The 15,861-nt window shown below is 74.2% G+C and carries 12 protein-coding genes; 4 read left to right on the top strand and 8 right to left on the bottom strand.

Annotated features, from left to right (window positions below):
* Positions 1–7: 7 nt before the first annotated feature.
* The gene (locus DK427_RS17195; protein ID WP_109952326.1) at positions 8–4,402 is read right to left on the bottom strand and encodes a translocation/assembly module TamB domain-containing protein; all 4,395 of its coding nucleotides are present in this window, start codon (positions 4,400–4,402) and stop codon (positions 8–10) included.
* 143 nt (positions 4,403–4,545) lie between these two features.
* Complete coding sequence (locus tag DK427_RS17190; protein WP_109952325.1) at positions 4,546–6,582, bottom strand: autotransporter assembly complex protein TamA; 2,037 nt, start codon at positions 6,580–6,582, stop codon at positions 4,546–4,548.
* 793 nt (positions 6,583–7,375) lie between these two features.
* Here DK427_RS17190 and DK427_RS17185 point away from each other — a divergent pair.
* The 3 genes from DK427_RS17185 (at position 7,376) to DK427_RS17175 (ending at position 8,615) form a co-directional block, all read left to right on the top strand.
* Positions 7,376–7,756 (top strand): DUF6481 family protein, encoded by a 381-nt coding sequence (locus DK427_RS17185; protein ID WP_109952324.1) that lies wholly within the window; start codon positions 7,376–7,378, stop codon positions 7,754–7,756.
* 230 nt (positions 7,757–7,986) lie between these two features.
* Positions 7,987–8,274 carry a hypothetical protein gene (locus DK427_RS17180; RefSeq protein ID WP_109952323.1) on the top strand — a complete coding sequence of 96 codons (288 nt, stop codon included), beginning with the start codon at positions 7,987–7,989 and terminating at the stop codon, positions 8,272–8,274.
* Between the two features lie 110 nt (positions 8,275–8,384).
* A complete protein-coding gene (locus DK427_RS17175; RefSeq protein WP_245930607.1) occupies positions 8,385–8,615 on the top strand; it encodes a hypothetical protein in 231 nt (76 codons plus the stop codon).
* 18 nt (positions 8,616–8,633) lie between these two features.
* On the opposite strand, the gene DK427_RS17170 is transcribed toward DK427_RS17175, so the two are convergent.
* Both DK427_RS17170 and DK427_RS17165 read right to left on the bottom strand, forming a co-directional pair.
* Positions 8,634–8,930 carry a PilZ domain-containing protein gene (locus DK427_RS17170; protein WP_162559820.1) on the bottom strand — a complete coding sequence of 99 codons (297 nt, stop codon included), beginning with the start codon at positions 8,928–8,930 and terminating at the stop codon, positions 8,634–8,636.
* 218 nt (positions 8,931–9,148) lie between these two features.
* On the bottom strand, positions 9,149–10,186 hold the full coding sequence (locus DK427_RS17165; protein WP_109952321.1) for a glutamine synthetase beta-grasp domain-containing protein: 1,038 nt from the start codon (positions 10,184–10,186) through the stop codon (positions 9,149–9,151).
* Positions 10,187–10,644: 458 nt separating this feature from the next.
* Between DK427_RS17165 and DK427_RS17160 the strand changes: the two genes are divergently transcribed.
* Positions 10,645–10,833 carry a DUF2735 domain-containing protein gene (locus DK427_RS17160; RefSeq protein WP_109952320.1) on the top strand — a complete coding sequence of 63 codons (189 nt, stop codon included), beginning with the start codon at positions 10,645–10,647 and terminating at the stop codon, positions 10,831–10,833.
* Positions 10,834–10,854: 21 nt separating this feature from the next.
* On the opposite strand, the gene DK427_RS17155 is transcribed toward DK427_RS17160, so the two are convergent.
* The 4 genes from DK427_RS17155 to DK427_RS17140 form a co-directional block, all read right to left on the bottom strand.
* Positions 10,855–11,796 carry a glutaminase gene (locus DK427_RS17155; RefSeq protein ID WP_109952319.1) on the bottom strand — a complete coding sequence of 314 codons (942 nt, stop codon included), beginning with the start codon at positions 11,794–11,796 and terminating at the stop codon, positions 10,855–10,857.
* Between the two features lie 10 nt (positions 11,797–11,806).
* Positions 11,807–14,566 carry a molybdopterin-dependent oxidoreductase gene (locus tag DK427_RS17150; RefSeq protein WP_109952318.1) on the bottom strand — a complete coding sequence of 920 codons (2,760 nt, stop codon included), beginning with the start codon at positions 14,564–14,566 and terminating at the stop codon, positions 11,807–11,809.
* Positions 14,566–15,396: an FAD binding domain-containing protein gene (locus DK427_RS17145; RefSeq protein WP_109952317.1), complete on the bottom strand. Its 831-nt coding sequence runs from the start codon at positions 15,394–15,396 to the stop codon at positions 14,566–14,568. Before DK427_RS17145 ends, DK427_RS17150 begins: the two co-directional genes overlap by 1 nt.
* 144 nt (positions 15,397–15,540) lie before the next feature.
* A complete protein-coding gene (locus tag DK427_RS17140) occupies positions 15,541–15,816 on the bottom strand; it encodes a YiaA/YiaB family inner membrane protein (RefSeq protein WP_109952316.1) in 276 nt (91 codons plus the stop codon).
* Positions 15,817–15,861 lie beyond the last annotated feature (45 nt).

Here is a 15,861-nt window from a genome sequence, read left to right as displayed (position 1 = left end):
CGCGGCCCTACCACTCCCACTCGGCGCCGACGCCGAGGCTGGTGCGGCCGTCGCTGCCGGCCTCGCCCTGGACCTTCACCCGGCGTGTCACGTCGTAGTTGATCACCGCGCCCGTGTCGGCGGGCTTGGCGCCGGCCTTCACGCCGACGCTGAGCCGGTCCGAGAGGTAGCGCGAGGCCCCGACCGCCGGGCCGCCGCTGGTGCCGGTCGAGACGTCGAGGCTGTCGAGCCCGAGCCCCTTGCGGGCGGATTCGAACACGTCCGGCCCCCCGGCCCCGCCGGAGAGCTGCGACACGGCCTGGGCCAGCTGCAGCGCCTGGAACGGCGACAGGCTGCCCGAGGCCTTCTTGAAGAGGAGCCGCGACAGCACCTCGTCCTGCGGCAGGGTCGGGTCCGAGGAGATCTCGAAGGCCGGCTGGTTGGCCGGCCCGGTGACCGCGACGCGGGCCGTGATGTCGGTCGCCTTGGTCTCGGCCAGGAAGTCGAGGTCCGGCCGGGTCAGCTCGCCCCCGAAGGTCAGGCGCCCGCGGGTGAAGTCGAGGCGCTGGCCGATGATCTGCAGCCGCCCGCGGCGCATCTCGAAGGCGCCCGTCGCCCCGGGATCGCGCGAGGAGCCGGTGACGCGCAAGCTGCCGCCGAGTTCCGCGTCGATGCCGCGCCCGCGCACGAAGATGCGGTTCGGCGCCTCCACCTGGATGTCGAGGGCGGCGTCGAAGGGCGCCGCGGCCCGGCCCCGTTTCCCCGCGGCGGCGGGCTGGCGCGCCTGCGGCCGGCTGGCGAGGCGGGCGCGCACCTCCGGCGTGGTGTTGACTCGGCGCGTGCCCGGCAGCGGCTTGGCGGTCGCGGGCAGCCGGTCCGGCACCGAGACCTCGACCGAGGCCAGATCGACCCGGCCGGTGATCCGCGGTCTTTCCGCCAGCGGACCGCTCAAGCTGAGGTCGAGCCCTGCCACCGCGGTGACGAGGGGGCTCGAGACCAGCTCCGCGTTCCGGCCGGTGATGCGCACGGAGCCCGGGAAGCCCCGGGCCGGCTCCAGCGCGACGCGCCCCTCGGCGCCGAGCGTGCCGCCGTTGCGGGTCGCGGCGGTGAGGCGTTCCAGCACGATCGTGTCGCCGCGCCCGACCGCCCGTCCCTGGATGTCGGTGAGGCGGATGCCCTGGAGCGGGTCGGTGAAGCTGCCGCCCGAGAGCGTCGCCGCGCCCTCGGCCCGGGGCGCGGCGGGCGTGCCGCCGATCCGCGCGTCGAGGGCCACCCGCCCGCCGACCCGCTGGCCCGAAGCGCTGAGCAGGCTGTTGGCGAGGGCGGCGTCGAGCGTGCCCCGGGCGGTGAGCGCCAGGGCCTCGTCCGGATCGACCGGCAGCGAGCCGCCGAGCGTCAGCTCTGCGCCGCGTCCCGCGCTCACCCGCCCGTCGATCCCGACCCGGCCGTCGCTGAGCGTGCCGGAGGCCCGCGCCTCGACCGGCGGCAGGCCGGCGCGGCGGGTCTCGGGCGTCACCACACGGGCGAGGCTCAGGCTGTAGCGACCTCTCGGGCGCTCGGGCGTGCCGGCGAGGTCGGCCTCGCCGTCGAGGGTGCCGGAGACCTGGAGCCGCGGGCTGGCGATGCGGGCGAGCGCCAGCGGCAGGGCCCGGATGCCGATCTTCAGGTCGAGGGCGTCGCGCCCCGCCCGGCCGGCGAGCGTCAGGCGGCCGGAGCCCGCATTCACCGCGAGGCTGTCCACCGCGACCGCGCCGTCCGCGAAGGTCAGCGTGGCGGGTGCCGCCAGCGCGAGCCGGTCGGCCCCGCGCGCCGCGCTGAACCGTGCGAGGGCCAGCCGCAGCGGCGGGCCCGGCATCAGCCGGGCGGCGCCGTCGAGGTCGAAGCCGCGGGCTTTTGCCGCGAGTACGAGGTCGGTCGCCTGCGGGCCGCCGGTCGCGGTGAGGCGGACCGTGTCGAGGCTCTCGCCCGCCGCGATCAGCCGGTCGGCCTCCAGGCGCCCGTCGAGCCGCGGCGCGGCGCGCAGGTCCGAGCCCCGCAGGTCGGCGTCGAGCCGGGCGAGGCCGATTTCCCCGGCGCGCAGCTGCGCCGCCCGGGCCTTCAGCGCCGCGTCCTGGCGCCCGCCCGCGCGGGTGAGGGCGAGGTCGGCCTCCAGGCCGCCGCCGAGGCGGGTCAGCGCCAGGGCCGAGAGGTCGTCGAGGTCGCCGGCCTTCAGCGCCAGATCGCCCTCGGCGAGCCAGGATTCCGCGGCGAGACGCCCCTGACCGGCGAGGCTCACCGAGCCGAGGGCGAGGTTCAGCCGGTCGAGCTGCCAGTCGGCACCCGCCCGGGCGAGGTGGAGGTCGCCCGCGAGCGGCTTGCCGCCGACACTGCCGGCGAGCTTGAGGCTGGCATCCGCCTGGCCCAGCGCGTCCGTGACGATCGCGTCCGCCCGCAGGCCCCGGACCGGGCGGCCGAGCGCGCTCGCCTCCGGCGCCTCGATCACGGCGGCGAGGTTCGGGCGCTCCAGGGTGCCGGTGAGCCGGCCCGACAGGGTGGCCCGGCCGCCGAGCCGCGGGTCGAGGCCGGAGAGGTCCTTGAGGTCGATGTCGGCCCGGGCGTCGGCCAGCCGCGCGGTGGCGCGGCCCTCCAGCCGGGCGATCATGCGCGCGCCCTCGAGCCGCACCGCGTCGAAGCCGTAGCCGTCGTAGACGGTCGAGAGGCGGCCGGTGAAGCGCGGGGTCTCGCCGAGCAGCCGGTCGAGCACCGGCGTGCCCAGCGCGAGATCGCCCGCGCGGAGGTCCACCTCGGCCGAGACCGCCCGGCGGGCCGGGTCGCCGCCGAGCCGGGCCGTGCCCGCAAGACTTCCGGCAAGGCGCCGCCCGGCGAGGCCGGAGAAGGCCGCGACGTCGCCGAGCCTTCCCTCCGCCGTGCCCGAGAGCGTGTTGCGGCCGATCCGGCCGGCGTAGGTCGCGGTGAGCGTCGGCGCCTCCAGGGCGAGGCGCGAGACGGTGAGCACGTTGTCCGGGTCGAGGCTGCCGGCGAAATCGAGGGCGGCGCGTCCGCCGATCGCCCGCTGCAGGGCCGGGTCGGTGAGTGCCAAGCCCTCCACCCGCGCATCGGCCGCGAGCGCGAAGCGCTGGGCGTCCGCCGGCTCGGCCTTCAGGTTCGCCTCGATCCGGTCGAGCGCGCTGTCCCCCGCCCGCAGGCCCGCGGCGCGCAGCGTCCCCAGCACCCGCGGCCGGCCGAGCGGCCCCTTGAGGCTGGCGTCGAGCACCAGCGTGCGGATCTCGGCCCGCTCGGTCCGGGTGACGTCGCCCTCGGTCGGCACCGCGCGGGCCTGGAGCAGGAAGTCGGCGTTGCGCGCCGCGTCGAGATTGCCGCGGGCTTCCAGCCGCGCGGTGCGGGAGGCGAGTTCGAGCCGGTCGATCCGCAGCGCCCCGCTGTCGGCGAAGCCGATCGCGCCGTCGAGCTTCGTCGTGCCGGCGAAGACCGCGGCGGCGGGGCCGGGCAGCAGGCCCTCGACCCGGGCGGCGAGGTCGAGCCCGAGGCGGCGCTCCGCCCCGACCCGCGAGATCCGGGCGCCGCCCTTCGCGCCGATGCCCTCGCCCGCGTCGAAGTTCAGACGGGCGTTCCAGGCGTCGAGGGTGCCGCGCCCGTCGAGATCGAGGGCGATCGGCGGCTCGCCCGGCACGTTCAGGCCCTTCGAGAGCAGCCCGCCCGCGGGCTCGCTCAGCACGGTCCTCACCTCCAGCCGCTCGCCCTTCGGCACGAAGAGCAGGCGGGCCGCGAAGCTGCCGCCGGCATCCAGCCGGTTGACGCTGACATCGAGGTCGAGCCCCTCGGCCGGGTTGCCGAGCCGCACCGTGCCGCTCGCCGCGAGCCGGGCATTCTGGCCCGCGACGGGCTCGGCCAGCGCCAGCTCGGCGAGGCGGAAGGCTTTCACCGCGATCTTCACCGGCAGGTCCGGCAGCAGGGTGCCGTCGGGCTCCTCGGTCGCCGGGTGGGCGGCCGGGATCGGCCGGCGCAGCACCTCGATCTTCCCGATCTCCAGGCTGTCCACCTCCAGCCGGCCCGACAGCAGGGCGAGGCGCCGCCAGACGATGCGGGCGCGGTCGAGCCGCAGCCAGACGCCGTCGCGGTCGCTGATCGCCACGTCGCGGATGGTGGCGTCGGAGGACAGCGCGCCGTCGACCGCGCCGATCGCGACCCGGGAGGAGGGCGTGGAGAGGGCCTTGGAGAGGAGCCCGCCGAGCACGGATTTCTCGCCCTCGTCGGCCGCGCGGGTGGCAGGTGCGGCGAGTGTGAGGACGAGGAGACCCGCCACGGCGACGCAGCAACCCCCTCTCCCCACGCGCGGGGAGAGGGCCGCGACGACCCTGTCGTCGGCGCGGCGAGGCGGCAGCCGGGGGTGAGGGGGCCTCGAAGGACGAGCCTCCTCCGGCATCGCCCCCTCACCCCCGCGTCGATCCCCGTGGGATCGATCGCTCGGCTCGCCCCCGACGAGGGGGGCTCGCCCCTCTCCCCGCAAGCGGGGAGAGGGGATGCGCGTGCCTGAAACCGATCGTCCGGGCTTCCTCGGAAACACCATCAGAACGCCTGTCCCAGGCTGATGTAGAGGGCGGCCGGGGGCTCGCGGTATCCCTTGATCCGGTCGAGCGGGAAGGCGACGTCGACGCGGATCGGGCCGATGCCGGTGTAGTAGCGCAGTCCCAGGCCCACCGCCGTGCGGATGCGCTCGTCGAAATCGGGCAGCGAGCCGGCGAACGCCGTGCCGGCATCGAGGAAGGGCACGATGCCGATCGTGTCCGTGACCTTGATGCGGGCCTCGAGCGAGGCTTCCAGCAGGCTCTTGCCGCCGACCGGCAGGCCGAAGGGGCCGCGGGGTCCGAGGGTGCGGAAGGGGAAGCCGCGCACCGAGCCGCCGCCGCCCGCGAAGAAGCGGATATTGGCCGGGATATCCTCCAGCGAGGCGCCCGAGATCGAGCCGAAGCCGAGGCGGCCGGCGAGGACGTAGTTGGCGTCGGCGTCCAGCGCCCAGTAGGTCGAGCCCTGCGCCTTCGCCACGAAGATCGCGGGGTCCGAGCCGAGGAAGCCCGCGTAGGGCGTGGCCGATGCGGTGAGCCGCACGCCCCGGGTCGGGTCGAGCAGGCTGTCGGTCGAGTCGTAGGCGACCGAGGCGCCCACCCCCACCAGCCGGTAATCGACCTTGCCGAGCGCGTCCTGCGAGCGGCCGGCCTGTCCCTCGATGCCGAGTTGCGCGAAGAACGTGTCGGAGAAGCGCTGGCGCAGGCCCACCGTGCCGCCGCCCGCATCGACCACGTAGCTCTGCTGCGCCTCGCGGCCCGCGAAGGCGCTCATCACGAGGTCGGTGCGGCTGCCCCACAGCGCGGGCTTCACGAAGGTCGCGGCGAGGCGGCCGCCGAGCCCGTTCGAGTCGATGCCCGCGAGCTTGCGCTGGCGGGCGTAGAGGTCGTTGCCGAGATAGTAGAGGTCGGCGTCGAGGCGCAGCGTCTCGCCCCCGCCGAACAGGTTGCGGTTGGTGTAGGTCGCCCGCACGCCCGGCCCGTCGACCGTGGAGTAGCGGGCCGAGACGCCGATCAGGTTCCGCGGCCGCTCGGTGAGGTCCACGAAGATCGGCAGGTTGCCGTCCGCATCCAGCGCCTCGCCCTCGCGCACCCGGACCGAGCCCAGCGCCTCGACCTTCGCCAGCGATTTCCGCATGTCGGCGAGCGCCTTGGGCGAGTACGGGTCGCCCGGCTCCGTGTAGATGAAGGAGCGGATCACCGCCGGGTCGACGCCCTCGGCGCCCCGCACCGCGACCGGCCCGAGCCCCGCCCTCGGCCCGGGATCGACCGTCAGGGTCACGTCCATGACGCGGGCGGCGTCGTCCACCACGGGGTCGCGCCGCACCACCTTGGCGAAGGGGTGGCCGAGCCCGCGCAGGCGGTCGACGATCGCCGCCTCCCGGGCGAGCACGGCGGCCGAGCGGGCGGGGGTGTCGGGATCGACCCGGGTCAGGCGCTCGGGGATCAGCGCCGGCGGCAGCGGCCGGCCGGCCCGGTCCAGCACCGCGACGCGGCGCAGGTGGTAGAGGGGCCCCGGATCGACCACGATCTTCACCGGCACCAGGGCCCGGCCCCGGTCGGCCTCGGCCGAGCGGGCGGCCCGGTCCAGCGAGGCCTCGCCGGAGAGCGTCACCGCGCCGATCCGCACGGCGGCCCGGCCCGCGTAGTAGCCGTAGCCCTCCAGCACCTCGGGGAGCTTGCGCAGGTCCGCCTCGCCCCGGCGCGCCAGCCCCTCCCCGTCCGGGGGCGGCTCGCGGCGGAGCTTGTACAGGCTGGAGGCGTCCTGCACCGCGGTGACGAGCGCGTCGTCGTCCGCGCCGCGGACCTTCACGTCGTAGGGCAGCGCCGTCATGGAGGGGGCGAGCGGCTCCTCGCTCTCCCCGAAGAGGCCGAACAGGTCGAAGGCGGCGGCCGGCGCCGGGCCGCCGAGCGCGAGCCCGGCCGCCAGAACCCAGGAGCCCAGAGACCAGGAACCCGGAGCCCAGGCAACGGAGGCTCTTGCGCAGGCGCACCCGCGGCCGAGCGCCGCGGGCCGGTCCGCACCGGCAGGTCCGCGCATCCTCACGCGACGCGCGACCACGCGCGCCCTGCGGCGTAGGCTTTGCGCGCCGTCGCGTTCGGGCCGCGTCGGCGCACCAGTGCGGTCGTCATGGTTGAAGCCCCCCGCTTCAGGTGCCGGCGCGACGCGGGCACCCGGAGCGAGCGGAACCGCCGACGCGCCGCGACCGGGAGGCCGGTCGCCGGAGGGCTAGCGCCCGTCCGATCCGAGGCAGGCCCCCCACCCGCGAGGGACCGAGCCTAGCCGCACGAGGCTGGACCAGCAACCTCAGGGCTTCTGACGCGGCGCCGCAGGCCGTCCGGGAGCCGTCCGGTTCGCCCGCCGGGCCGGATCTGCACAGGGCTGTCCACAGCCTCCCGCGAGCCTCCCGCGCGGCGGGGGGATGGCTGGGCTGCGCCGGACGGCGCTGCGCGGCCTTGCCGGATCGGGTACGAGGCCCTACCTCAAGCACCGTCCAGACGAGACGGCCCGACGCGGTGCGGGGCCGATCGACAGTCCTCCGACGCCCGGGAGCGGTGGTTCTGACCGCCGCGATTATCGGCACGCCTGAGGTATTTCGGCATCCGTCGCAGAAACTTTCGTCGGAAGGACGACAAATGTTACCGGGATGGGCTCCTACAGGGTCCGTCGTCGGTTGCCTTGAAGGGGCGCATCGGTCATTGGCTGTCCGTCCCACTCCGAGAACGGCCCGAGCCTGCGGCTCGCGGACCGCGCCCTTCGTCCGGCCCGACCCATCGGATCCGGCTGGACCGTACGGGAGCACGAGCATCGAACATCGATCGAGAAAGGCCAGATGAGCGCATTCGACTACAGGAACTTCGACGACCGCCGCCAGAATTCCGCCAATGCCAAGGCCGCCCTGCTGGCCAAGTTCAAGGCCCGCCCCCCGGCCGACGACCCTGAGGTCCGGGCCAAGGCCGAGGCCCGTGCCGCGGTCACCCGCGCCCGCGAGGAGCGCACCCGCGAGCGCGAGGCCGCCCGCGTCGCCGCCGAGCTGAAGGCCGCGGCCGAGAAGCGCGCCCGCGAGGAGGCGGAACTCGCCGCCCAGATCGCCCGCGAGCAGGCGGAACTCGCCGCCACGCAGGAGCGCAAGGCCGCCGAGCTCTCTGCCAAGAAGGCGGCTCGCGACGCCCGCTACGCCGCCCGCAAGGCCAAGGCGAAAGTGAAGCGCTGAGACGGCGCGGCCCATTCGGGCCGCCGCCCCGGCCGATCATCAATCGTCCACCGACGCCGTCCGTGCCCCGCACGGACGGCGTTTGCATGTCGGCAAGGATCTCGGCGAGGATCTCGGCACAATCCGCCGGACCGGTCCGCGCCGTCGGTGGGGCCGCGTGCCGGCGGAACCCCTTGGCGCGCGGCCGCCGCATCCCATCTCCCCGCCTCCGATCCGCGCGGAGCCGAGCGATGCGCTTCCTGCCCTGTCCCCTTCTGCTGCTCGCCGCCCTGCCGGCCGCCGCGCAGGCTCCGGCCGCGACCGTCCCGGTCTGCGAGAGCCTCGTGGCCCTGCGCCAGCTTGCCGCGAGCGCGGGCGAGGACCGGACCCGCGCCGCGGCCCTCGTCGCCGGCCGGCCCGGCTGCCGGCTCGTCCCGCGCGAGGGGATCGGCGCGGTCGAGCACCGCGCGATGGTGGGCGGCGCCCCCTACGAGTGCCTCGCGCAGCCCTCGGGCGGCTGCGTGTGGGTGATGCCCTGACGCGGCGGCGGCCGCCGAGCGTCCGCGTCCTGTCCCGCTTCCTCCGCGGCCGGGCCGCGCTATTGTTCGGGTGGGGCGGCCCCGAACCGGGCCGCAGGGGGATCCGTACGATGACCGACACGCGCGCGACGATCGGGGCCTGTTTGGGGATGGCGTTGGCAGCGCTTGCCGCGGGTGGCGCGCGCGCGGAGCCGCCGATCCGCGGCCCGCAGGATGCCGCCTGCCGTCAGGAAGCCCGCGCCCGCGTGTTCTCGGCGCCCAATCCCCGCGGCCTCGAACCCGAGGCGATCGGCCGGCAGATCTACCACGCCTGCATGCGACGGGCGAAGCACCGGCGGTAGCCGGAGCGGCTCGGCCCGTCAGGTCCGGGCGCGGCGCGCGCTCGCCAGATCGATCAGGTTCGCGGCCCGCGGCAGGAAGGCCACGCCCAGGCTGTCGCCGCGCCGCCAGACGACCCGCGCACGGTGATGCTCCCGGCGCGACTCGATCGACAGGTCGAGTTCCTCCGGCAACGGCACGGCGCCGCTGAAGTCGAGCCGGGCCCCCTCTGTGCCGAGGTTGCGCACGCGGCAGGACAGGGTCTGCTGGCCATGGTTGAAGGTGATCGCACCGCCCAGGAAGGTCCGGTTCCGCCCGTTTCGCCGCCGCTCGATCATGCCCTGCCCTCCCGATGCCTCGACCATCTCAGGTTTTGGCGGACCTGGGAACAAAGTCACGCGCCCGTGAGGCGTTTATGCTTCATTAGGCTTAATCCTCGTGCTCAGGTTGCGCGGCGCCGAAGCGTGCGAAGCCCGCAACGAGGAGGGGCCGGCGACCCTCGCGGATCGCCGGCCCCTCGGGCGATGGTGCGGCGCGCGTCCCGCGCCGCGGAGGATCAGGCGGCGGCCGCGGCGGCGCCGGTCGGAACCTCGGAGATGGTCTTCAGCACCTGGCTGGCGATCTGGTAGGGGTCGCCCATCGAGTTCGGGCGGCGATCCTCAAGATAGCCCTTGTAGCCGTTCTTCACGAAGGAGTGCGGCACGCGGATCGAGGCGCCGCGATCGGCCACACCGTAGGAGAACTTGTTCCAGGGCGCGGTCTCGTGCTTGCCGGTCAGGCGCTTGTCGTTGTCCGGGCCGTAGACGGCGATGTGGTCGTGAAGGTTCTTGTCGAAGGCGGCCATGAGCGCCTCGAAATACTCCTTGCCGCCGACTTCACGCATGTAGGCGGTCGAGAAGTTGCAGTGCATGCCCGAGCCGTTCCAGTCGGTGTCGCCGAGCGGCTTGCAGTGATACTCGATGTCGATCTCGTACTTCTCGCAGAGGCGCTGCATCAGGTAGCGCGCCATCCACATCTCGTCGGCAGCCCGCTTGGAGCCCTTGCCGAAGATCTGGAACTCCCACTGGCCCTTGGCCACCTCGGCGTTGATGCCCTCGTGGTTGATGCCGGCGGCGAGGCAGAGGTCGAGGTGCTCCTCGACGATCTGGCGGGCGACCGAGCCGACGTTGGAGTAGCCGACGCCGGTGTAGTAGGGGCCCTGCGGGGCCGGGTAGCCGCTCTCGGGGAAGCCGAGCGGGCGGCCGTTCTGGTAGAAGAAGTATTCCTGCTCGAAGCCGAACCAGGCGCCCTCGTCGTCGAGGATGGTGGCGCGCTTGTTCGACTCGTGCGGGGTGACGCCGTCCGGCATCATCACCTCGCAGAGCACCAGCACGCCGTTGGTGCGGGCCGGGTCGGGGAAGTGGCGGATCGGCTTCAGCATGCAGTCGGAGGAGCCGCCCTCGGCCTGCTTGGTCGAGGAGCCGTCGAAGCCCCACATCGGCAGCTGCTCGAGGGTCGGGAACTCGGAAAATTCCTTGATCTGGGTCTTGCCGCGCAGGTTCGGAACCGGCGTGTAGCCGTCGAGCCAGATGTATTCGAGCTTGTACTTCGTCATCGTGATTCTCTCGTCAAACCCTGACAAAAGTCCTGGAGTAAAAGTCCTGGAGATCGCGGATCCTGTGCGCCGGCGACGGCTCGCGGCCCCTCTTGCACAGGCCGTGCCAATCCCGCGGTCTCGGGCGCGGGAAGCGGCGAAAAACGCGCCTCGGTGACGGAACCGCCCGGAGGACCGCGACTTGTCTCGCGCCGACGCGGCATTCTTCCATTGCGCCGGCTCAATGCCTGCCTTCTGTGCAGTGCCAGGGGACCCTCAAAATCGCACACCGAAGAGGCAGTGGTTTTTAGAATCGTGGGCGATCAGGCGTCAGTGGATTTCGCAAGAGGCACGCTGCGCAAATTGCCGGCAAACAGTGATTTCTGGGGTGCAGAACGCGCAAAGAGTGGGCATCTTCGTATCGACAGCGCCGCCGATGCGTTGGGACCCTATCGCGGATAGAGGGAGCGCCGAGCCCCATGAACACCGATTTCCATCGCCCGACCGCCAAGATCTACACGTTCCCGGTCGGGGGCCGCGCCGGCCAGGCCGCCCGCGCGGCGGCGCCCGCCGCCGCCCCGCAGATCTGCACCGCCGGCAGCGGCTGGTACCACGAGGCCGCGATCCAGGAGGAGGCCGAGCGCAACCGCCTCCCGCGCGGGCGCTGAAGCGGACACCCTGCACGGATCTCACACTCCGAAGATCGACCAGCCCATGCGCCGGGTGAGCGCCTCCAGCGCGATGCGGCCGAGATGCGAGTTGCCGGCGGCGTCGAGGCCCGGCGACCAGACCGCGATCGAGGCCTTGCCGGGGGCGACCGCCAGGATGCCGCCCCCCACGCCGCTCTTGCCGGGCAGGCCGACCCGGTAGGCGAACTCGCCCGAGCCGTCGTAGTGGCCGCAGGTCAGCATGATCGCGTTGATGCGGCGCGCCCGCTCCGGCGAGACCACCGAGTGGCCGGTGGCCGGGTTCATCCCCGAATGGGCCAGGAACCGCCCGGCGGTGGCGAGCTGGCGGCACGACATCGCGATGGCGCAGTGGTGGAAGTAGACGCCGAGCGTGTAGACCACCGGATTGTCAAGCACGCCGAAGGACTTCATGTAGTTCGCCAGCGCCGTGTTGCGGAACCCCGTGCGCTGCTCGGAGGCCGCCACCGCCTCGTCGATGACGATGGAGGCGTCCTGCCCCAGGAACTGCATGAAGCGCAGGATCTCGCCGAGCGCCTCCCGCGGCTGATGGCCGGACAGGATCACGTCGGTGACCGCGATCGCGCCCGCGTTGATGAAGGGGTTGCGCGGGATGCCGCGCTCGCGCTCCAGCTGCACGATCGAGTTGAAGGGGCTGCCCGAGGGCTCGCGCCCGACCCGCCGCCAGAGCCGGTCGCCGACCATGCCCAGCGCCAGCGTCAGGGTGAAGACCTTCGAGATGCTCTGGATCGAGAAGGGCATGTCCGCGTCGCCGCCTGCCGCGACGTGGCCGGCGGCGTCGATCACCACGAGGCCGAAGCGGCGCGGATCGACGGTGGCGAGTTCCGGGATGTAGTCGGCGACCGTGCCCCGGTCGGGCCGCTCCCGCATCTCCTCGGCGATCTCCCGGACGGCGCCGTCGAGTTCGGCGGCTGTGTGGCTCATGCGAGGTCGCTCATGACGGGCTGCTGACAGGCTGTGCGGCGCAGGCCGCCGCCACGCCCGAGAAGATCCGGTCGGGGGCGAAGGGCGTGGCGGTCGGGCGGTGGCCGGTGGCGTCGCGGATCGCGCTGGCAAGCGCCGCCGCGACCGGGTTGAACGGGCTCTCGCTCATCGACTTGGCGCCGAGCGGGCCCACCGCGTCGTGGGTCTCGGCGAACAGCACCCGGGTGCGCGGCACGTCCGCGAAGGCCGGGATGTGGTAGTTGCGGAAGCTGCGCGTCGCGACCGCGCCGTCCGCGAGGCGCATGTCCTCGTAGAGCGCGGCGCCGATCGCCTGGGCCACCCCGCCCTCGACCTGGCCGCGGCACTGCATCGGGTTGATCACTCGGCCAGCATCGGCCGCGTGGATGCTGTCGAGGATGCGCACCACGCCCGTTCGCTCGTGCACCGCGACCCGGAAGGCCTGCACGTTGAAGGCGACCGAGCGGGGCGTGCCGGTGGCGAACCCCTCCGCCGCCAGGCCGGCGAGCGCGGCGAGCGGAACGGTCCCGCCCGGCCCCGCGACGCCGTCCCGCTCCGGCCGGCAGGCCTCCGGGTCGGCCCCGAGCCGCGCGGCGGCGGCCCCGCGCAGAGCCTCGGCGAGCGCGGTCGCGGCCCGGTGGGTCGCTTGGCCCGCGACCACGATGCCGGTGCTGCCGTAGGCGCCGGTGTCGAAGCCGACCGCGTCGGTGTCCCCCGCCTCCAGGCGGATCCGGTCGGGCGCGGTGCCGAGCGCCGCGGCCGCGAGCTGGGCGTGGACCGTGGCGGTGCCGTTGCCGAACTCGGCGGTGCCGGCTCGGAGCGCGTAGGTGCCGTCCGGGTCGAGCCGGATCCGCGCCTCGGCGAGATGGCCCCGGGGCGGGATCGTGTCGATCATGCCGAGCGCCATCCCCCGCCCCACCCGCCAGCCGGGCTCGGGCCGGGCCGCCGGCAGGGCCCTCAGGGCCTCCTCGGCCAGGTCCAGGCACTGGTCGAGGCCGTAGCTGCCGTACTCCACGTCGTGCGGTTCCAGGCTCGTCGAGACCATCGGGTCGCTCGGCCGCACCGCGTTGCGGCGGCGCAGCGCGAACGGGTCGATGCCGAGCGTGCGGGCGAGCTCGTCCATCGCCGATTCCATCGCGAAGATGGTCTGGCTCAGCCCGTAGCCGCGGAAGGCCCCGGCCGGCACGGTGTTGGTGTAGACGCTGGTGCCGTCCACCCGCTTGTTCGGGCAGCGGTAGACCGCGATCACCTCGTTGCAGCCGTGGTGGAGCACGCCGCCCGCGTGGTTGCCGTAGGCGCCGGTCTCGGCGCACACGTCGAGCGCGATGGCCGTCAGCGTGCCGTCCGCCTTCGCCCCGAGCTTCACCCGCACCCGCATCGGGTGGCGGGTGGTGGTCGTCGCGAACTGCTCCTCGCGGGTGAGTTCCCAGACCACGGGGCGCCCGAGCTTGAGCACGGCCAGCGCGACCAGATCCTCGGTCAGCATCTCCTGCTTGCCGCCGAAGCCCCCGCCGACCCGGCCGCAGGCGACCCGCACCCGCTCGCGCGGCAGGTCGTAGAGGGCGCAGAGCGCGTCCCGGGTGAGGAACGGGACCTGGGTCGAGGCGCGGATGACGAGGCGCCCGTCCGCGTCGAGCCAGCCCATCGCCGCGTGGGTCTCCAGATGCGCGTGCTGCACCCGCTGCGAGACGTAGGTGCCCTCGTGCACCGCGTCGGCCTGCGCGAAGCCCGCCTCGACGTCGCCGATCGACCCGTGCGCCTCGGCCGCGAGGTTCGGGTGGCCGTGCAGCGGGGGCGCGTCGGCGCCGGGCTCCGGGGCGGGGCGGTCGGCCGGATCGTGGACGCGGGGCGTGCCGGGGGCGAGCGCCGCCTCCGGGTCGAGCACGCCGGGGCGGATCTCGTAATCGACCGTGATCAGCGCGAGGGCGGCCTCGGCCGCGGCCTCCGTCTCCGCCACCACCGCGGCGACGCGCTGGCCAATAAACCGGATGACGGGATCGAGCACCCGGGTGTCGGCGGCGTCGTCCCGCGGGTTGTGGTGGCGGGCGGTCGAGAACGCGCGGTCGGGCGCGTCCGCGTGGGTGAGCACCGCGACGACGCCGGGCAGCGCGCGGGCGGCGGCCGCATCGATCGCGCGGATGCGGGCGCTGGCGTGGGGGGAGCGCAGCACCTTCATGTGCAGGAGCCCCGGCACCGCGTGGTCGAGCGTGTAGGCGGCCCGGCCCGTCACCACGGCGGGACCCGCGGGTGCGGGCAGGCAGCGCCCGACCGGATCGGCGCCGGGCTCGTAGGCCTCGGCCCGCGAGACCCCGTCGAGCGCGTCGGCGATCGCGCCGTAGCCGGTGCAGCGGCAGAGATTGCCCTTCAGCGCCGCGCCGGGATCCCGGCGCTGGCCCTGGTCGAGGGCGGCGGCCGTCATCACCAGGCCGGGGGTGCAGAAGCCGCACTGGAACGCTTGCGCGGCGAGGAAGCGCGCCTGCATCGGGTGGAGGTCGGCGGGGACGGGCCCCCCCGGCGCGCAGGCGCCCGCGAGCCCCTCGATCGTCGTGACCCTGCGCCCCGCCGCCCGGAAGGCCGGGGTGATGCAGGCATGGACCGGCTCGCCATCGAGATGGACCGTGCAGGCGCCGCAATCGCCCGCGTCGCAGCCCTTCTTGACGCCGTACCAGCCGAGGCCGCGCAGATAGGTGCGCAGGCACTGGCCGGGGCGGGCGTCGGCGCCTTGCGCCTGCCCGTTGACCGTGAGCCGCATCACGCCCCCTCCCCCGGTTCGCTCGCGAGTTCGCCGCGGATCTCCGCGGCGAGCAGCCCCGTGACGTGGCGGCGCCAGGCGGGCGCGCCGTGCACGTCGTCGTACCAGAGGTCGTCCGGGATCGCCGCGAGCGCGGATTCCAGCGCCCCGGCCTCCGGCACGGTGGCGAAGCGGACCTGCAGCGGCCGGCGGGTCGCGGCCGTTACCGTGAGGGCGAAGGCCCCCGTCCCGTCCAGCGTGCCGATCAGCAGAGCGCCCGAGCGTCCGTTCGGGCTCAGGGCGATGCGCCGGAAGGCGGCGCGGCGCCGGAGCGCGGCGGCCGGCAGGTCGATCCGGCGCAGCACCTCGCCGGGGTGGAGCGCCGTCGCGCAAGGGCCCAGCACGAGGTCGAGCACGGGCAGGTGCCGCTCGCCCCCCTCCGGCGTCCAGATCAGGCAGGTGCCGTCGAGGGCGGCGGTGAGCGCGATCATCGGCCCGGCCGGCAGCGCGAGGCAGAGGTTGCCGCCGACGGTCGCCGCGTTCCAGACCTTGAACGAGCCGAGCAGCGCCCGGCAGCACTGCCCGACGAGCGGCCGCGCCGCCCAGTCCGCGGGCAGGTCGAGCCGCTCCAGCGCCGCGATGGTGCAGGTGGCCCCGATCGATAAGCCCTCCGCCGTGACCGCGTGCGGCGCCCAGCCGAGCCCCGCGAGATCGACGAGGCGGGCGAGATGCGGCTGCGGCTCGGAGAACAGCCAAGTCCCGCCCGCGAGCCAGGCGTCGCCCGTCCGCCAGGGCGGCAGGGCCTCCCGGACGCCGGGTGTCAGCACGCTCTCGATCGTGTTCAGGTCCATGCGGAGCGCCCTCGCAAGACTCCCACCATCCCCGCACCATCCGCGCATCGGCCTCCGGCGGTATCGCGGATGCGGGGCCGGACTCAAGCGGGTGGCCCTCCCCCGCCTCCGCAGAGGCACGGGAGGGCCGCCGAGGGCGTGCCCCTACTCCTTGGTCGCCGTCATCAGCAGGCGCTCGGTGCGGGCGTCCTCGATGCGGTTGACCATGCGGCGGGATTCGTGGACGTCGCGCACCGTCTTGGTCATCGTCACGCAGGACTGGATCAGCATCACCGTGCCCATGGCGAAGTAGCCCTTGAGCCAGATGTCGATCGGCATGAACACGATGCCGAGCGCCACCATCGCGATGGAGCCGAGGAACGAGGCGTAGGTGAAGCTCACCCAGCCGGAGGAGTGCTGCTGCGTCTGCTCGTGGGTCATGGTCGTGTCTCCTGGGAATCGGACGCGGGGAATGGATCGGCGGAC

Origin of the sequence: Methylobacterium radiodurans, from assembly GCF_003173735.1 — a bacterium.
GTDB lineage: Bacteria > Pseudomonadota > Alphaproteobacteria > Rhizobiales > Beijerinckiaceae > Methylobacterium > Methylobacterium radiodurans.
The sequence above is the reverse complement of the archived record's forward strand: the minus strand, read 5'-3'. Positions and strand labels throughout refer to the sequence as shown.

Coding starts and splice junctions, on each gene's coding strand:
- DK427_RS17195 (WP_109952326.1), bottom strand. CDS start 4,402: ATGCCGGAGGAGGCTCGTCCTTCGAGGCCCCCTCACCCCCGGCTGCCG.
- DK427_RS17190 (WP_109952325.1), bottom strand. CDS start 6,582: ATGCGCGGACCTGCCGGTGCGGACCGGCCCGCGGCGCTCGGCCGCGGG.
- DK427_RS17185 (WP_109952324.1), top strand. CDS start 7,376: ATGAGCGCATTCGACTACAGGAACTTCGACGACCGCCGCCAGAATTCC.
- DK427_RS17180 (WP_109952323.1), top strand. CDS start 7,987: ATGCGCTTCCTGCCCTGTCCCCTTCTGCTGCTCGCCGCCCTGCCGGCC.
- DK427_RS17175 (WP_245930607.1), top strand. CDS start 8,385: ATGACCGACACGCGCGCGACGATCGGGGCCTGTTTGGGGATGGCGTTG.
- DK427_RS17170 (WP_162559820.1), bottom strand. CDS start 8,930: ATGATCGAGCGGCGGCGAAACGGGCGGAACCGGACCTTCCTGGGCGGT.
- DK427_RS17165 (WP_109952321.1), bottom strand. CDS start 10,186: ATGACGAAGTACAAGCTCGAATACATCTGGCTCGACGGCTACACGCCG.
- DK427_RS17160 (WP_109952320.1), top strand. CDS start 10,645: ATGAACACCGATTTCCATCGCCCGACCGCCAAGATCTACACGTTCCCG.
- DK427_RS17155 (WP_109952319.1), bottom strand. CDS start 11,796: ATGAGCCACACAGCCGCCGAACTCGACGGCGCCGTCCGGGAGATCGCC.
- DK427_RS17150 (WP_109952318.1), bottom strand. CDS start 14,566: ATGCGGCTCACGGTCAACGGGCAGGCGCAAGGCGCCGACGCCCGCCCC.
- DK427_RS17145 (WP_109952317.1), bottom strand. CDS start 15,396: ATGGACCTGAACACGATCGAGAGCGTGCTGACACCCGGCGTCCGGGAG.
- DK427_RS17140 (WP_109952316.1), bottom strand. CDS start 15,816: ATGACCCACGAGCAGACGCAGCAGCACTCCTCCGGCTGGGTGAGCTTC.